Source organism: Neglectibacter timonensis (genome assembly GCF_900048895.1).
Taxonomy (GTDB): domain Bacteria; phylum Bacillota; class Clostridia; order Oscillospirales; family Acutalibacteraceae; genus Acutalibacter; species Acutalibacter timonensis.
In genome coordinates, this window is sequence record NZ_LT160635.1 from 112977 (window position 1) to 127669 (window position 14693).

Here is a 14693-nt window from a genome sequence, read left to right on the forward strand (position 1 = left end):
AAGTAAATAATGGTTGATTTGTCAAATGGATAATGATATTATACACAGTATAAAGGAAATTATGGAGAACATCCAGCAAAATTGCGAGAAAAGTGGTTCGGATGGGAGCATGAAAGCGCGGACAGCGGCAAAAAATACGTGCAAAAAAATTGGAAAGCCAGGAAGAGAGGGAACAACATGAAAAAGAAAATTGCACTGCTTACCGGAATTCTGCTGGCGATTTGCGTGGCTGCAGGGACCTTGGCTTCTGCGGATACGGACGCGGCGTATTTGGGAGATCTGGACGCTGCCGAGAGAGAAAAAATAATCGCAAACAAGGAAGCGGATCAGGCTGTTGTTTTGGATTCTCAAGGGATAGACTATACCAATAAGGAAACCATGTTTGCCTCTTTTGGATTCACAGAGGACGATCTCCGGCCTACAGACCTGACTCTGGTACAGACGAGAAGTAATTCAGTTTCCAATACCGCTGCAAATAAAGAATATATTTATGACAGAATGCTCAATACGATTGACTTTTACGACACGCTGCAGGGAAGCTTCGAGTTCAGTCAGGCGTTTTCCAATCTCAACTACACAGCAACCTATTGCGTGAGATCTGGAGAGGACAGGAAATCTTTTGAAAGTATTCTGTATGAACCGGATTCCGCAAGCTTACTGAGCGGCGAAGCCGCGTCAGAGGCTGAGCCAAAAAAGATAACGGCCTACTTCGACGGGCAGACCAAAACAGAGAAGGAGGTTGCGGCAAATGTGTTGACACGGGGAACAGAGGAGACTGAGAAGGTTCTCCGCACCGCACAGATCGATGTGGAGGAAAAAGAGGCCTGTGATTTTGTCTCCCTGATTCGTGCGGGATCCCGCGTGACCACGGATGAAGAGGGAATCAACACCTATTACTACCGGGAAAACCTGAACGGCTTAGGGTACTGCCGTGAGAGCATCGATCCCCAGGAACTGGCTATCGGGTATTTGAGAAATTTTGATACCTGGGATATCACAGGGGAAGAAGCGGTTGCAGGCAGAAACTGTCTTGTGCTGGAAGGCGAATTGTCCGGTTTCTATTCTGAAAAACGCCACACGGCAGAGTTTAAGCTGTGGGTGGACAGAGAAACCGGAATTCTTATAAAATCGGAACATTACGATGCGGACGGCAATTTGTCCGAATCCCTGACGACCACCAGCATCACGGTAAACGCGCCGGTGACAGACGAAACTTTTTTGGCGCTGGGTTGCGAATTCTGAATGAATTTGACAGGCATACGGCGCAAAGGGCGGCGTGGTTTGTACGGCATCTGGACGGAATAGAGGAATTGAGCAGAGCGGCCTTTCGTAAGGGAAAAGCCGCTCCTTTCATTGGAATATCAGACTGCAATACTGCATTCCGCCTGCCCGGCTATGGCATGTGAGATTGCGGTTGACTTATCCATGAAATGGTACTATAGTTGAATTATAGAAATTTATGTTAAAAAAATTTAGGAAAATTTATAATAAATTCCCGTGCGAAATTGTAACCCCGTATAGCTCCGGCTACTTTTCGGGAGGTGGGCGCATGCGTGCGCCTTTGGCATAGAAGCACAGCCGCAATGAGACATTTGAGGCGGAGAGGAGGAAAGCAATGAAAAAGGGAAGGAACAAAGCGCTGGCGGTCCTGCTTTCGGGCGTCCTGGTATTCGCGTTGGCTTCGCCGGCATTGGCGTCCGGGCGGTTTTCCGACGTACCGGAGACAGCTTGGTATGCCCCGGCGGTGGGGTACGCAGAGGAAAACGAACTGTTCCTGGGCGGGGGAGACGGAAAGTTCCATCCGGATTCCTCCATGAGCCGCGCCATGCTTGCCCAGGTACTGGCGAGAAATACCGCAGGGTACAGACAGGAGGACTGGGCCGGGGCGTCCGGATTCACGGATGTGGACCAGGCGCGCTGGTATGCGGAGCCCGTCAAGTGGGCCGTTACGTCAGGCGTTGCGAACGGAGAGGGAAATAACCGGTTCCGGCCGGACAGGCCGGTCACCCGGGAAGAGACGGCGGTGATGCTTTACCGCTATGCCCAGAGGACGGGCAACAGGATCGTCTGCACAGTGGATGCCGGAAAGAAATTCAAGGACGCGGGACAGGTCTCTCCATGGGCGGCCGACGCGGTTGACTGGGCCGCGTCCAACGGAATCTTGCAGGGATATCCAGACGGGACGCTCCGCCCGAACCGGGCCGTCAGCCGCGCAGAGGCCGCCTGCATGCTGTACGCGTCCGCAAGGGTTCTGGAAAGCACAAAGGTGCTGTACCCGGTGGGCACGCCGCTGCCGGAGGAGATCGGCTGGAGCGGCGCGGGCAGGGACATGTGGAAGCTCAATGCGTATCTCTGCAAGGATTTGGACGAGCTGAAGGGCGTGGGCACGGATTTTCTGACCGAGGCCCCGGAGGGCATCACCGGCCTGCCCGTGTACCGGGATAAGTATCCCTCCGACGAATATGAGACGACGGAGGAAATGAAGGCAGGCTACCGGAAACGGGTGGAGGATTTCCTGACCGCGGTGGGCCGCGGAGATTTGGTGGAGGCGGGCTTGACCCCCAACAGCTATCTGTGGAACGAGAGCGATACCCCGAGCTTTTCCTGTGACTTTCCAGAGTTTAAAGTTTCGGCAATGGCACGCGGCATGACCTTGGGCCTGAAGCTCCCGGGTGTCAAGGAAATGGGAACGGAGGAGCTGAAAACGCTGCTTGCGGAAAATGTGTTTCTTGCAGAGGCATGCAGGTATGCGGGGATAGACAATCCGGCGTTCGCTTCCAGGCAGGATTATACTTTTAGCGGGGACGGCTCCAGAAAGTTATTCTATATTTACCAGGACTGCGAGGACGCGGGACAGGCCGCGTTCAACCGGGCGCTGGCCCCCATGTTTCTGTCTGTGGAGACAGATGACTCCACAGCAGTGGGCGTCACGGCGCCTGACGCGATGGAATATGCGGGGGATTACGTCCTGCTCCCCTACAACGAGGCGCTGAAGCAGCTGGAAGAAGAGAAGGGTATAAAGAGCCAGGACGTCCTCGGCTATAAATTGGAGTACGACAATATGATTACCGCGTACTATTACATGCCCCATTACAAATTTTACTACGATATCACGGGGAGCCGTCCCTACGCGCTTCCGGAGGGTTTTCGTGAATATGGGGAATACGCGGTGCGGGCGGTGAAGGACTGAATTTGATGGACGAAACGTGATTTTGCTTTCCATCCGGCGGGAAGGGGAAGAAAAAGCTCGTAAACAGGCAGCGGGGCGGGGCTGCTCCAAAAGGGACCCCACCCCGCTGTCGGGTCGGATTTGAAGTGGGAAGATCGATTCATCAGGCGGGAAACAGGCCGTCGTTGGAGGGATGGAAGGAAGTTCTTGCTTTCTGTGAGAGATGGAGGCCGCGGACCCTGCGGCCCAGTGATCGAGGTGGAGTGAATGGCCCGGAACATAGAACAGATCATGGAATTGTTTCAGAGCGGCCCGGAATGGGGGATGTCAAAGCTGAGTCCGCCGGACAAGGCGTCCCTTTTAGAACTCCAGAAGACTTATCCCTTGCCGGAGGACTATGTCAAAATCCAATCCGTCACAGACGGTTTTGTGCTGTTTCAGGCGGGAGATTACCGGATGAATGATCTCAAATTTATCCTGAAAACCAGAAGTTGGGTCCCTTACAATTTGGGACTCATGGACAGCGTAGTGACGGTGGGGTATTTTATGGGTTACGATATTGTCATCAACCAAAGGGAAAGCCGCACAGCGTCCTACCTCTACGCGGGGGATTCCGGTTCGGACTTTATCCGGATCGGCACGATAACGGACTTTTTCAATGGATTGATCGAATCAAAGGGGGAACTGCCGTTTTGGGAGAGCAAAGGCCAGGAGCTGTTTGATTTCTCAGCGGATAACCTGCCTCAGAATCCTGGGGTCCTGGAGGTTCCGGCCCGTGGGAGGAGGATCGTATCCACAAGGCCCTATTATCCCAGCCCGGAGGAAATCCATAGAAATGGGCTGGACAGGGCCGTTACAGTGGAGTATTCCAACGGTACAGAAACGATCTTCTTCTTGCGGGACGGCGAAAGAATTGACTGAGGCCCGCGGGCCCGGCTGAAATGCCTGCAGAACAGCTGCGCTTTTATCAGGCGGGCGTTCTGCGGGCATTTTCTCGCTTTTGAAGCGAAAGGGAATCCGGCGCGGAGGAAAAAACGGCTGTCCCATGATGGGGAGGAACGTGTCTTTTCCGGCAGGTTTGGCGGCGCTTCTGCTTGACAAAGGGATTCTGCGCTGTTAAACTTGACTCAAACTATAATGAAGGGGAGGCGGGGCGCTGCGGGCCCGGCTTCTCCAGGCGGAAGGAATGGTAACTACATGACATACAGCATCTCACAGGCAGCCAGCCGTTTCGGGGTGGAGCCCCACACGCTGCGGTTTTATGAGAAGGAGGGCATCATCACGCCGGAGCGCACGGAAAGCGGGATTCGGGCGTATACGGAGGAGAATATGTCCCAGCTGGAAATGGCCATGTGCTTAAAGAGCACCGGCATGCCGCTGAAGGACATCAAGCGCTATTTTGAGCTGGTGGACGCGGGGGACGATACCCTGGACGAACGCCTCAAAATCTTTACCGACCACCGGGAGCACGTGCTGGAGGAAATCGGCGTGCTGCAGCGGCACCTGTGCAAAATCGAGGGGAAGATCAAATGGTATTCCGGGTTTATTGAAGAGCGGAAGAAGGAGCTCAATAAACAGGCTGGGTAAAAGATGACCTCGCCTCCGCTCGGCCGTCTTCGGGAAGAACAGTTTCCACTCCGCAACGCCCGACTTTCCTGCGGAAGGTACCGGGCTTCTTCCGGCCCGAAGAAAAAATGGCATACGCAGTTCGAAGATATTCCGTTCCCTGTTCTGCCGCTGGGGTGGAAGAGGGACGTTCCACCTCATCAGCCGCCTGCGGCGGCAGCTTCCCCTCAAGGGGAAGCCTAGGGGCGTCCTTGCCTTTCTCCGGCCTGGAGGGGAGTTTTGGTCCTGAAATTTATTATGAATAAAATGTGACGAAAGTATTGATTTTCTATAAAGAAATTGTTATACTGAATTCTGTTGCAGGAACCCCTATTTTGTTTCACTTTGGCGAGTGTTGGAGAAAGTAGGGGTCAATTTTATTTTTTTCAGGAGTGTGACTGTTTTGGAAAAATTCTTCAAGCTGAAGGAGCACGGCACGAACGTCCGCACCGAAATTATTGCCGGCATTACCACCTTCCTGTCCATGGCGTACATCCTGGCGGTGAACCCCAGCATCCTTTCCGCTGCGGGTATGGACCAGGGCGCGGTGTTTACCGCCACGGCAGTTTCGGCGGCATTTGCCACCATTATCATGGGCGTGTTCGCCAACTATCCGGTGGCGCTGGCTTCCGGCATGGGCCTGAACGCCTACTTTGCCTACACGGTCTGCCCGCAGCTCCAGGAGATGGGCATCACCGATCCCTGGAAAATCGCCCTGACGGCGATTCTGGTGGAGGGCATCATCTTCATTCTGCTTTCCCTGTTCAAATTCCGGGAAACCCTGGTGAATTCCGTACCGGCCAACCTGAAGTTCGGCATTTCCGCCGGTATCGGCCTGTTTATCGCCATTGTGGGCCTGAAGGGCGCAGGAATCATCATTGCCGACCCCTCCACCCTGGTGGCGCTGGGCGACGTTTCCAGCCCCGCGGTGGTGCTGGCCTTTGTGGGCCTTCTGATCATCGGCATCATGTGGCATTTTAAGGTAAAGGGCGCCATTCTGTGGGGCATCCTGATCACCTGGGTGCTGGGCATTATCGCCGAGCTGACCGGATGGTATGTGGTGAATCCGGAAGCCGGCGTCTACTCGCTGATCCCCAATTTCAGCAGCGGCATTCTGCCCCCCTCCCTTGCCCCCACGTTCTTCCAGTTTGATTTCAGCTTTATCGCCAAAAACGTGATGAATTTCGTGGTCATCGTGTTTGCATTCCTGTTTGTAGATCTCTTTGATACTGTGGGCACTTTGATCGGCGTGGCCGACCAGGGCGGCCTGCTCACCAAGGACGGCAAGCTCCCCAAGGTGGGCGCTGCCCTGATGAGCGACGCTGTGGGCACCGTGGCGGGCGCCTGCCTGGGCACCTCCACCGTCACCAGCTATGTGGAATCCACCGCGGGCGTGGCCGAGGGCGGCCGTACCGGCCTGACGGCTCTTTCCACCGCCGGCATGTTCATTCTGGCCCTGTTCCTCTCTCCCATCTTCCTGGCCATCCCCAGCTTTGCCACCACCCCTGCGTTGGTGTTTGTTGGCCTGCTGATGATGAAATCCGTGCTGAAGATGAAGTTCGACGGCGATATCGCCGACGTGCTGGGCGGCTTTGTGGCCCTGATCATGATGCCCTTCTCCTATTCCATTGCCAACGGCATCATGTTCGGCATCGTGGCCTGGGTCATCCTCAAGGTCTGCACCGGCAAAATCAAGGAAATCCATCCTGTCATGTGGGTGTCCTTCGGCCTCTTTGTCCTGCGCATCATCACCCTGGTGCTGCATGTATAAGGCGGCTCACCCCTGAAGGGGAAATCATTGCTTTCTCAACTGTCGCGGCAGCCGCCGCGGCAGTTTTTTTTCTGCGGGGAAAGCGGGCCGGCCGGCACTGGCGGCCAAAAATTTTGTATGAGATTTTTCAGGCTTGCTGGACGCGGGAAAAGGCGGAACGGGGCCTTGTAAATCTGAGTCAATCCTTTATAATGGCATTGACCGAATGAGCTTGACCGGTTTGGTCGGAAGGGGCTGCATACATGAACGAGGCTTTTTTTGCGCTGCCGGAGGAAAAACGGCAGAGGATTCTCAACGCGGCGCTGGAGGCGTTCGCAAAGCACGAATACAAAAAGGCGTCCACAGACGACATCGCCGCTAAGGCGGGAATCTCCAAGGGGCTGCTGTTCTACTATTTCCACAACAAGAAGGAGCTGTATCTCTATCTGCTGGAGTATGCAAACGAGGCGGTGCGCAGGGCTGCCCAAGAGGCCAACCTGCGGGAGGAGACAGATTTCTTTGAGATGCTGGAAAAAGGGGCGCGGGCAAAGACGGGGATTCTGGAGCAAAACCCCTATCTGCTGGACTTTACGGTCCGCTCCTTCTACTCCTCCCAGGAGGAGGTTTCCCAGGCGGTGGCCGCCTCTTACCAGCAGAAGGTGGGCTCTGCGTTTCCGGACTATTTCAGCCATATCGACTTTTCTAAATTCCGGGAGGGTGCGGACCCGGCCTACCTGTTCCGCATGCTCACCTGGATGACGGACGGGTACATGCACGAGGCCCGGCAGAGGGGAATCCCGGTGGACTCCGGAACGGTGATGGAGGAATTCCGCCGCTGGTCTCAAATATTCCGGAGGATGGTTTACAGGGAAGAGGAAACGGGCGGGGCCCCCGGCGGAAAGCCGGAAGAGCCGGCCCAGGAGAAAGGGGCGGATACAGAATGAACGTGATCGAGGTCAAGGGCCTGACGAAGGACTATGGCCGGGGCCGGGGAATTTTCGGGGTGAGCTTTTCCGTGGGCCGGGGCGAAACCCTGGGCTTCCTGGGCCCCAACGGGGCGGGCAAGACCACCACGCTGCGCCATTTGATGGGCTTCCTGCACCCGGATTCCGGCGAGGCCCGCATTCTGGGAATGGACTGCTTCCGGCAGGCGGCGGAAATCCAGAAGCATCTGGGCTACCTGCCGGGGGAGATCGCCTTTCCCGACGGCATGCGGGGAGAAGAGTTCCTCCGGTTCCAGGCCGGAATGAAAGGGAGGAAGGACCTGGGCAGGGCAAAGGAACTTTCCGAACGGTTTGAGCTGGATTTAACCGGAAGGATTTCCAAAATGTCCAAGGGGACCAAACAAAAGCTGGGGATTGTCTGCGCCTTCCTGCAGGATCCGGAGCTCCTGCTGCTGGACGAACCCACCAGCGGGCTGGACCCCCTGATGCAGAACCGGTTTGTTGAGCTGCTGCTGGAAGAGCGGGCCAGGGGCAAGACCATCCTCCTTTCCTCCCATGTGTTCGAGGAGACCGAACGCACCTGCGGCCGTGCCGCCATTCTGCGGAAAGGCAGGCTGGCCGCTGTGGAGGATATGGAGCGGCTGCGGGCCAGCCGGTCCAAGACCTTTTGCATCTCCTTTGCCCGGGAAGAGGAGGCTGCCCGTTTTGCCGGGACGTTCCCGGAGGCTGTCCCCAGGGGCACAGAGGTGGAACTGCCGCTTTCCGGCAGCGCCGACAGGCTGGTCAAGGCTTTGGCAGGCTATGAGGTGCGGGATCTTTCCACCCGCAGCCAGACCCTGGAAGAGCTGTTCCTAAGCTATTACGGAGAGGAGGCGGCGAAATGAGCGGCACGCTGCTGAAAAGGGAACTGAAGATAAACGGAAAGCTGCTGGCGCTGTTTCTCGCAGTGCTCACCCTATACGGGGGGATGATCACCAGCATGTTTGACCCCAAGCTGGGGGAGAGCCTGAAGGCTATGGCGGATTCCATGCCGGACCTGTTCTCCGCCTTCGGCATGAACCAGTCCGGAGCCACGCTCACGGAGTTCCTGTCCAACTATCTCTACGGGTTTCTGCTGGTTGTATTCCCCATGGTGTTCCTCATCCTGCTGGCGAACCGGCTTTTGACCCGCTACCTGGACCGGGGTTCCATCGCCTTTCTGCTGGCCACGCCCAACCGCCGCAGCAAACTTGCCCTGACCCAGGCTTTTGTCATGGTTTTGCTGCTGTTCTGCCTGACTTTGTACATGACCGGCCTGCTTCTGGGCTTAAGCGCGGCACTGTTTCCGGGGGAGCTGGACTGCGGGGCCTTTCTCCTGCTGAACGCAGGGTTGTTCGGGCTCTACCTGTTCCTTTCCGGGCTGTGCTTCTGCACTGCCTGCCTGTGGAGCGAACCCAGGCTTGCCACGGGCGTGGGCGCCGGGGCCTGCATTGCCTTTGTGCTGCTGCAGATGCTCTCCCGGGTAGGAGAAAAATTTGAATGGCTGAAATATGCCACACCGCTGACCCTTTTCGATCCCCAGGGATTGATTGGCGGAGAGCCTTCGGCAGTGTGGAGCTTCCTTCTCCTATATACTGGGGGGCTGGCGCTGTATGGAGTGGGAATCGCCGTATTCTGCCGCCGGGACATCCCTGCCTGAGCTCCCCAGCCCCAATCCGCTTTCTTTCGCAGAAAGCTTGGCAAAGAACCTTATGCTCCAGCCCTCGCGCCTTCGGCTTCCGGGCTGGAGAAAGGGCTAAGGGCGCTGGACGCGTGCCGGTGGCACGCGTCCAGCGCCGACCACAGACTTCCCCTTGAGGGGAAGTCTGTCAAAAACATCTCTTCACTTTGTTCAGAGATCTTCGCCGGAGGCGGCTGATGAGGTGGTTCTGCCTCCTTACTCTGCCGCTGCGGATGAAAGAATGGGACTTTCCACCTCATCCGGCAGATTCCCGCAGGGAATCTGTTTCCCCTCTTCCCTCGAGGGGAAGGCACAGTTCAAAGGCTTCCCCTTGAGGGGAAGTCTGCCAAAAAGATCTCCTCACTTTGTTCAGAGATCTTCGCCGGAGGCGGCTGATGAGGTGGTTCTGCCTCCGTGCTCTGCCGCCGCGAAGTGATCAGGAAGCGTTACATCCCGGCTTCAGAGTATGGGTGGAACGCCTGCTGCCCTTTGCATTTCTCCGTGCCGTAGCGCAGGGCTTCGTCCAGCAGGGCGCGAAGGCTTTCCGGCGGCGTGTCGGGGGTCATGTTGTTGCCCGCCGCCAAAATGAGCCGTCCTTCGGGACGGTAGTAGGTGTCAATCATAAACCGCACCTCTTCCCGTACCTCCTCCGGCGTGCCGTAGGGGATGATCTGCTGCACGTCGAACCCGGCCCAGAAGCAGAGCTGCCCGCCGAATTTTTCCGCGATTTCCCTTTCCTGCATGGTATATTTCTGGATGGGGTGCAGCACGTCCAGACCAATTTCAATGAGGTCCGGGATCATCATTTCGATGTTTCCGCAGGCGTGCAGCCAGAAATGCATGCCCAGCTGATGGGCGTACTCGATGAGCTCCCTGTAATAGGGCTTGAAAAATTCCCGGAAGATTTCCAGAGAGAAAAAGGGCCCTTTCTGGGTGCCGATGTCGTCGCTGGTCCAGACGGCGTCCAAGCGGAGCTCCTCCCTTCCGCGCCGGAGCATGACCTTGTAAAAATCTGTCAGGGCCCGGAACAGCCGGTGCACCTTGTCGGGGGACTCGTAGAAATCGCACAGCGCGTTTTCCATGCCCCGCAGGGACCAGAGCCGTTCAAACAGCCAGTACCACCAGAGCCCCACCCGGTAGGTCCCGTCGTCCGGCGGAACGTTTCCGGGAATCAGGCCTGGGTAACCAGGGTCGGGAAAATCCGCCAGCACCGCGTCCAGCTGGTCCCACTGCAGGGCTGTAACGGCATCCAGCGAGGTGTTCTCGGGGAAAAAATTGTCCACGTTCATCCACCGGTAGGAGGGGGCGTCCTTTGGAGCCTGAAAAACATCGGGGATTTTGAAATCAATCCTGGTGAAATCGCAGGGGCAGGAGTCCAGAATTTCCCGGATCAGGGGAGCCTTTTCCCCAAAGACAGAGGGATCGGCCCAATGCTGCACGGCAATGGGGACCCTGCGGGCACGGCCCTTTCCTTCGATCACCCCCGCCATTTCTTCCCTGGTCAGGGGCCTGTCAAATTCTGAAGAGATTCCGGTTGTCATTTTGAGATCGCATCCTCTCTGTAAACGGACCGCCGTGCACTGCGGCGGCCCTTTCTTTTTCCAGCCTTCCGTCCCCTTCCGCAATTCCCGGCCAAGGGGGTTCTTGCTGCCATTATAGCGGATCTCGCGGGATCGTGCCAGGGCATTTTTTAAAATTCCCAAATGATCTTGGGGGATGGGAAGCGGACTGCTATGATAGGCGGGAAAAAGCGCAGGCGCACGGCCCCATAAAAAGTGGGGGAAAAAATTTTGCAAAAAAATGAAGTTTCCCTCTTGACCCTCACGCCGCGTGAGGGAGTAGGATAGAACCACGGTACCGGAAAGAAGGAGGATTTCCATGGAGGAAGACAGGAACAGAGAGCTGCTGCTGACCGTGAAGGAGACGGCCCGGCTTAGCGGTGTGAGCGTGCGCACGCTCCACTACTATGATGAGATCGGCCTGCTGCGGCCTGCCGAAGTGACCCAGGCCGGCTACCGGCTCTATGGGGAGCGGGAGCTCCTCCGGCTGCAGCAGATCCTGCTGTTCCGGGAACTGGAATTTCCCCTCAAAGAAATAATGCCTCTGCTGGAAGCGGCGGAGACCGGCCGGAACAGTGCGCTGGAAAGACAGAAGTCCCTGTTGGAACTGAAGCGGGAGCGGCTTTCCGGGTTGATCAGGCTGGTGGAAAACTTGATGAAAGGAGAACGGAACATGAATTTTGAGGCTTTTGACAAGAAGGAATACGAAGCGCGGCGCGACGCCTACGCGGAGGAGGCGCGGGAACGCTGGGGGGATACTGAGGCTTACCGGGAATCCCAGCGCAGGACTGCCGCTTACAAGGATGGGGACTGGACGGAAATTCAGGAAGAGATGGAGGGGATTTTCCGGCGGTTTGCGGACTGCATGGACCAGAGCCCGGAGCCGGCAGGGGCAAGGGGGCCGGCCGGCGAGCTGCAGGCATATCTCAGCCGGCGGTTTTACCTATGCACGCCGGAGATCCTTTCCGGGCTGGGGGAGATGTACGCGGCGGACCAGAGGTTCCGCGCCTATTTCGACAAAATCCGCCCCGGGCTGGCTGACTATGTGTCGGAGGCACTGAAGGCGCATGCGGCTTCCCTTTGAGCGGCCGCTGGTTAACGGATACCCAAAGGCTTACTGTGCATTCTGCGGACGGCTTTTGAACCTTTCTGCGTAAAAAACTTATCATCCTTTTGGCGTTGCGAGTACGGCAGTGTTTTTCGGGTTTTTACGGTATGCCTGAAATACGGCACATAGGCCGTGCAATCGGTTTACGCAGCGCCTGCGGGGGGCCGGAAGATATTTTTCTTCCGGCCCTGTACTTTTCCGCCGGGTTGCTTTATACTGGACAGAAACCCGTAAAATCGGGAATGCGTTTCCCGGGAGGGAGACACAAGAGAACAGGAGGGTGGGCCATGCCGGAGAACGCGGAAATTGACGGCGGCAGGTTTTTTGACTGGGGACGGGCTTCCCAGGAGTATGCCAAATATCGGGATATCTATCCGGAGGAGTTTTACCAAAGGATTGTTGGAGCCGGCCTGTGCGTCAAAGGGCAGAGGGTGCTGGATCTGGGCACGGGTACAGGGGTGCTGCCCCGCAATCTGTACCGGTACGGCGCGGAGTTCGTGGGTACGGATATTTCCCCCCAACAGATCGGGCAGGCCAGGGCGCTGTCCGCTGCGGGCGGTATGGATATTGCTTACGAATGCGTTGCTGCGGAGGAATGCAGATATCCAGACGGTTCCTTTGACGTGGCGACCGCCTGCCAGTGTTTTTTCTACTTCAACCACCAGGTGCTGGCGCCCAGGCTCAGCAGGATGCTGAAACCTGACGGGAGGCTGGCGCTGCTGTACATGGCCTGGCTTCCCGGGGAGGACACCATAGCGGCTGCCAGTGAAAAGCTGGTGCTGCGGTACAATCCCTCCTGGTCGGGCGGCGGAGAGACACGGCACGAAATTTTCGTGCCCCAGGTCTATGAACAGTATTTTGAGGCGGAGAGCAGCCAGGTCTTTGATCTGCAGGTCCCCTTTACCCGGGAAAGCTGGAACGGCCGGATCAAGGCTTGCCGGGGAATCGGCGCGTCCCTGAGCGGGGAGGAGATCGCCGGGTTTGAACGGGAACACAGGGCGCTGCTGGCGGCCTGCGCGCCGGAGGAATTCCAGATTCTCCATTATGCGGCAATCACGGTGCTGAAACGCAGGGTGTGATTTGGCTGCCTGCCGGGAAAGGGGCGGTAAGGATGATGATGAAGGAAATCACGCTGCGGGCCTACCGCAGCGAAGATCTGCCGGAGCTGCTGCGGCTCTTTCATGAGACAGTGCGGGAGGTCTGCGCGGGGGAATATACGCGGGAGCAGCGGGATGCCTGGGCGCCGCCGCCGGAACAGCTGGACACCGGGGCCTGGGATCGGAGCCTGCGGGCCCATGTGGCGCTGGTGGCTGAGGCGGAGGGAAGAATCGCCGGTTTTGCAGACCTGGCCCCACCGGATTATCTGGACCGCCTTTACGTGGGGAAGGACTTCCAGCGCCGGGGCGTGGCTTCTGCTCTGGCGGAGGCGCTGGAAAAGGAGGCCTTCGGCCTGGGCGCAGAAGCGATACGGGTGCACGCGTCGCTGACGGCAAAGCCCTTTTTTGAAAAGAGGGGCTACCGGGTGGAAAGGGAGCAGACAGTCCGCTGCCGGGGCGTGGAGATGACGAATTTTGCGATGAAGAAAATCGGGCCGGGCTAAAGCTGTCCGGCGCGGCCGGGAGAAAGGGGCGGTGGGGCGTGGAACAGAATTCCGTGCACAGGATCAACGGTTTGTATTGGGATACGGAGGGAAACCGCTATTTGGGGGCTGTGGTGCTTCCCCGGTACGGGGCGTTCCTTTCGGAGGAGAAGTGCCGCCTGCTGGAGGATATGGCGGGGAAAAAGGTGCTGGAAATCGGCTGTGGGAACGGGCAGTCCCTGTGCTATATGGGGGAGCGGGGCGTTTCTGAACTCTGGGGCCTGGACCTCTCCCCGGAGCAGCTGGAAAGGGCAAAAGAGAATCTGGCGGCCCGGGGCATGAAGGCAAGGCTGGTCTGCGCCCCGATGGAGGAGGAATGCGGCCTGCCCGAGGCGTATTTCGACCTGGTCTATTCCATTTATGCCATCGGCTGGACCACTGATCTGGAGGGGACCTTCCACAGGATTGCCTCCTGCCTGAAAAAAGGCGGGACTTTCCTTTTCAGCTGGTCCCACCCCATCCACAAATGCGTGCAAAGGGAGGGGGACAGGTTCGTCTTTCAGAAATCCTATTTTGACGGGTCCTGGTATACGGTGCCCGCTGATTTCTGCGGCGGGGAGCTGACCCTGTCGGACCGGACGCTTTCCGCCTACATCAACGCGCTGGCAGGAGCGGGCTTTGCCGTGGAGCGCCTGGAGGAAGAGCCCGAGGAGGCTCTGCTGGCGGGGGAAAGCGAACAGGCCCAAAGAGCAAGGCTGCTGCCCCTCACCTTTGCGCTCAAGGCCAGAAAGCTTTGAAGAAAACCAGTTTTTCCGGAAAGCAGAGAGGAAAAGCGGAGAGAATCTCCTTTTAAAACCATGCAGACGTTTTTTGGATGGAGAATAAACAGAGAGAAGACGGCTGTGGGGATTGGCGGACTACAACCGGCTGTCTGCGGCGGTTTCCAAAAGCAGTTTGTGAGCGGGCTTACCAGCGGTTCGGTGAAAGGCTCAGATTACACATTTAGGGAGGATTTGTAATGATGCAGGATAAAACCAGGAACGTGTACGAAAAAAACGGGGGAATTCTCCGGCTTGTCCCGGTGTTTGTGCTCTGCGGGCGCTCCAGTATCACCCGGTTCATGAACGGCCGGCTGAGCGCCGGCGAATATTATGTGGGCGCCCCTGCGGCAGGCCGGGACGTGCGGGTGGAAAACCATTCGGAGTTTGAGCCCCTGGTCATGCTGAAGCACTTCTCCAATCATCCCGGCGTGCCCCAGGCTGAGAAAGGGGGCTGCTGAA

Annotated in this window: 14 protein-coding genes; 13 read left to right on the top strand and 1 reads right to left on the bottom strand. The window is 57.2% G+C overall.

The genetic code is table 11. The features are described from left to right. The first annotated feature begins 177 nt into the window (after positions 1-177). The 8 genes from BN3911_RS01140 to BN3911_RS01175 all read left to right on the top strand — a co-directional run bounded on the left by BN3911_RS01140 (position 178) and on the right by BN3911_RS01175 (position 9146). Positions 178-1242, top strand: a complete 1065-nt coding sequence (locus BN3911_RS01140) for a sigma-E factor regulatory protein RseB domain-containing protein (RefSeq protein WP_147578476.1) — start codon at positions 178-180, stop codon at positions 1240-1242. Between the two features lie 373 nt (positions 1243-1615). After that, entirely contained in the window at positions 1616-3190 is a 1575-nt protein-coding gene (locus tag BN3911_RS01145) for an S-layer homology domain-containing protein (protein WP_066860178.1), read from the top strand. Between the two features lie 246 nt (positions 3191-3436). Further along, entirely contained in the window at positions 3437-4090 is a 654-nt protein-coding gene (locus tag BN3911_RS01150) for a hypothetical protein (protein ID WP_066860180.1), read from the top strand. 276 nt (positions 4091-4366) lie between these two features. Continuing rightward, positions 4367-4756 carry a MerR family transcriptional regulator gene (locus tag BN3911_RS01155; RefSeq protein ID WP_066860184.1) on the top strand — a complete coding sequence of 130 codons (390 nt, stop codon included), beginning with the start codon at positions 4367-4369 and terminating at the stop codon, positions 4754-4756. A 421-nt stretch (positions 4757-5177) separates the two neighbouring features. After that, on the top strand, positions 5178-6545 hold the full coding sequence (locus tag BN3911_RS01160) for an NCS2 family permease (RefSeq protein ID WP_066860544.1): 1368 nt from the start codon (positions 5178-5180) through the stop codon (positions 6543-6545). Positions 6546-6787: 242 nt separating this feature from the next. Next, on the top strand, positions 6788-7468 hold the full coding sequence (locus BN3911_RS01165; protein WP_066860187.1) for a TetR/AcrR family transcriptional regulator: 681 nt from the start codon (positions 6788-6790) through the stop codon (positions 7466-7468). Beyond that, positions 7465-8352: an ABC transporter ATP-binding protein gene (locus BN3911_RS01170; protein WP_066860191.1), complete on the top strand. Its 888-nt coding sequence runs from the start codon at positions 7465-7467 to the stop codon at positions 8350-8352. The genes BN3911_RS01165 and BN3911_RS01170 overlap by 4 nt, the downstream gene beginning before the upstream one ends. Beyond that, a complete protein-coding gene (locus BN3911_RS01175; RefSeq protein WP_066860194.1) occupies positions 8349-9146 on the top strand; it encodes an ABC transporter permease subunit in 798 nt (265 codons plus the stop codon). The genes BN3911_RS01170 and BN3911_RS01175 overlap by 4 nt, the downstream gene beginning before the upstream one ends. 467 nt (positions 9147-9613) lie before the next feature. Here the strand turns inward: BN3911_RS01175 and BN3911_RS01180 are convergent, their stop codons facing one another. Continuing rightward, positions 9614-10708, bottom strand: a complete 1095-nt coding sequence (locus BN3911_RS01180) for a uroporphyrinogen decarboxylase family protein (RefSeq protein ID WP_066860547.1) — start codon at positions 10706-10708, stop codon at positions 9614-9616. Between the two features lie 337 nt (positions 10709-11045). On the opposite strand from BN3911_RS01180, the gene BN3911_RS01185 reads away from it, so the two are divergent. From BN3911_RS01185 to BN3911_RS01205, 5 genes are all read left to right on the top strand, one after another. After that, positions 11046-11810: a MerR family transcriptional regulator gene (locus BN3911_RS01185; RefSeq protein WP_082942001.1), complete on the top strand. Its 765-nt coding sequence runs from the start codon at positions 11046-11048 to the stop codon at positions 11808-11810. Positions 11811-12121: 311 nt separating this feature from the next. Further along, a complete protein-coding gene (locus tag BN3911_RS01190; RefSeq protein ID WP_066860197.1) occupies positions 12122-12913 on the top strand; it encodes a class I SAM-dependent methyltransferase in 792 nt (263 codons plus the stop codon). A gap of 32 nt (positions 12914-12945) precedes the next feature. Next, positions 12946-13434 carry a GNAT family N-acetyltransferase gene (locus tag BN3911_RS01195; RefSeq protein WP_242871052.1) on the top strand — a complete coding sequence of 163 codons (489 nt, stop codon included), beginning with the start codon at positions 12946-12948 and terminating at the stop codon, positions 13432-13434. A 38-nt stretch (positions 13435-13472) separates the two neighbouring features. Then, positions 13473-14210, top strand: a complete 738-nt coding sequence (locus BN3911_RS01200; RefSeq protein ID WP_066860200.1) for a class I SAM-dependent methyltransferase — start codon at positions 13473-13475, stop codon at positions 14208-14210. A 221-nt stretch (positions 14211-14431) separates the two neighbouring features. Next, positions 14432-14692 (top strand): hypothetical protein, encoded by a 261-nt coding sequence (locus BN3911_RS01205; RefSeq protein WP_147578477.1) that lies wholly within the window; start codon positions 14432-14434, stop codon positions 14690-14692. The last annotated feature ends 1 nt before the right edge of the window (position 14693 follow it).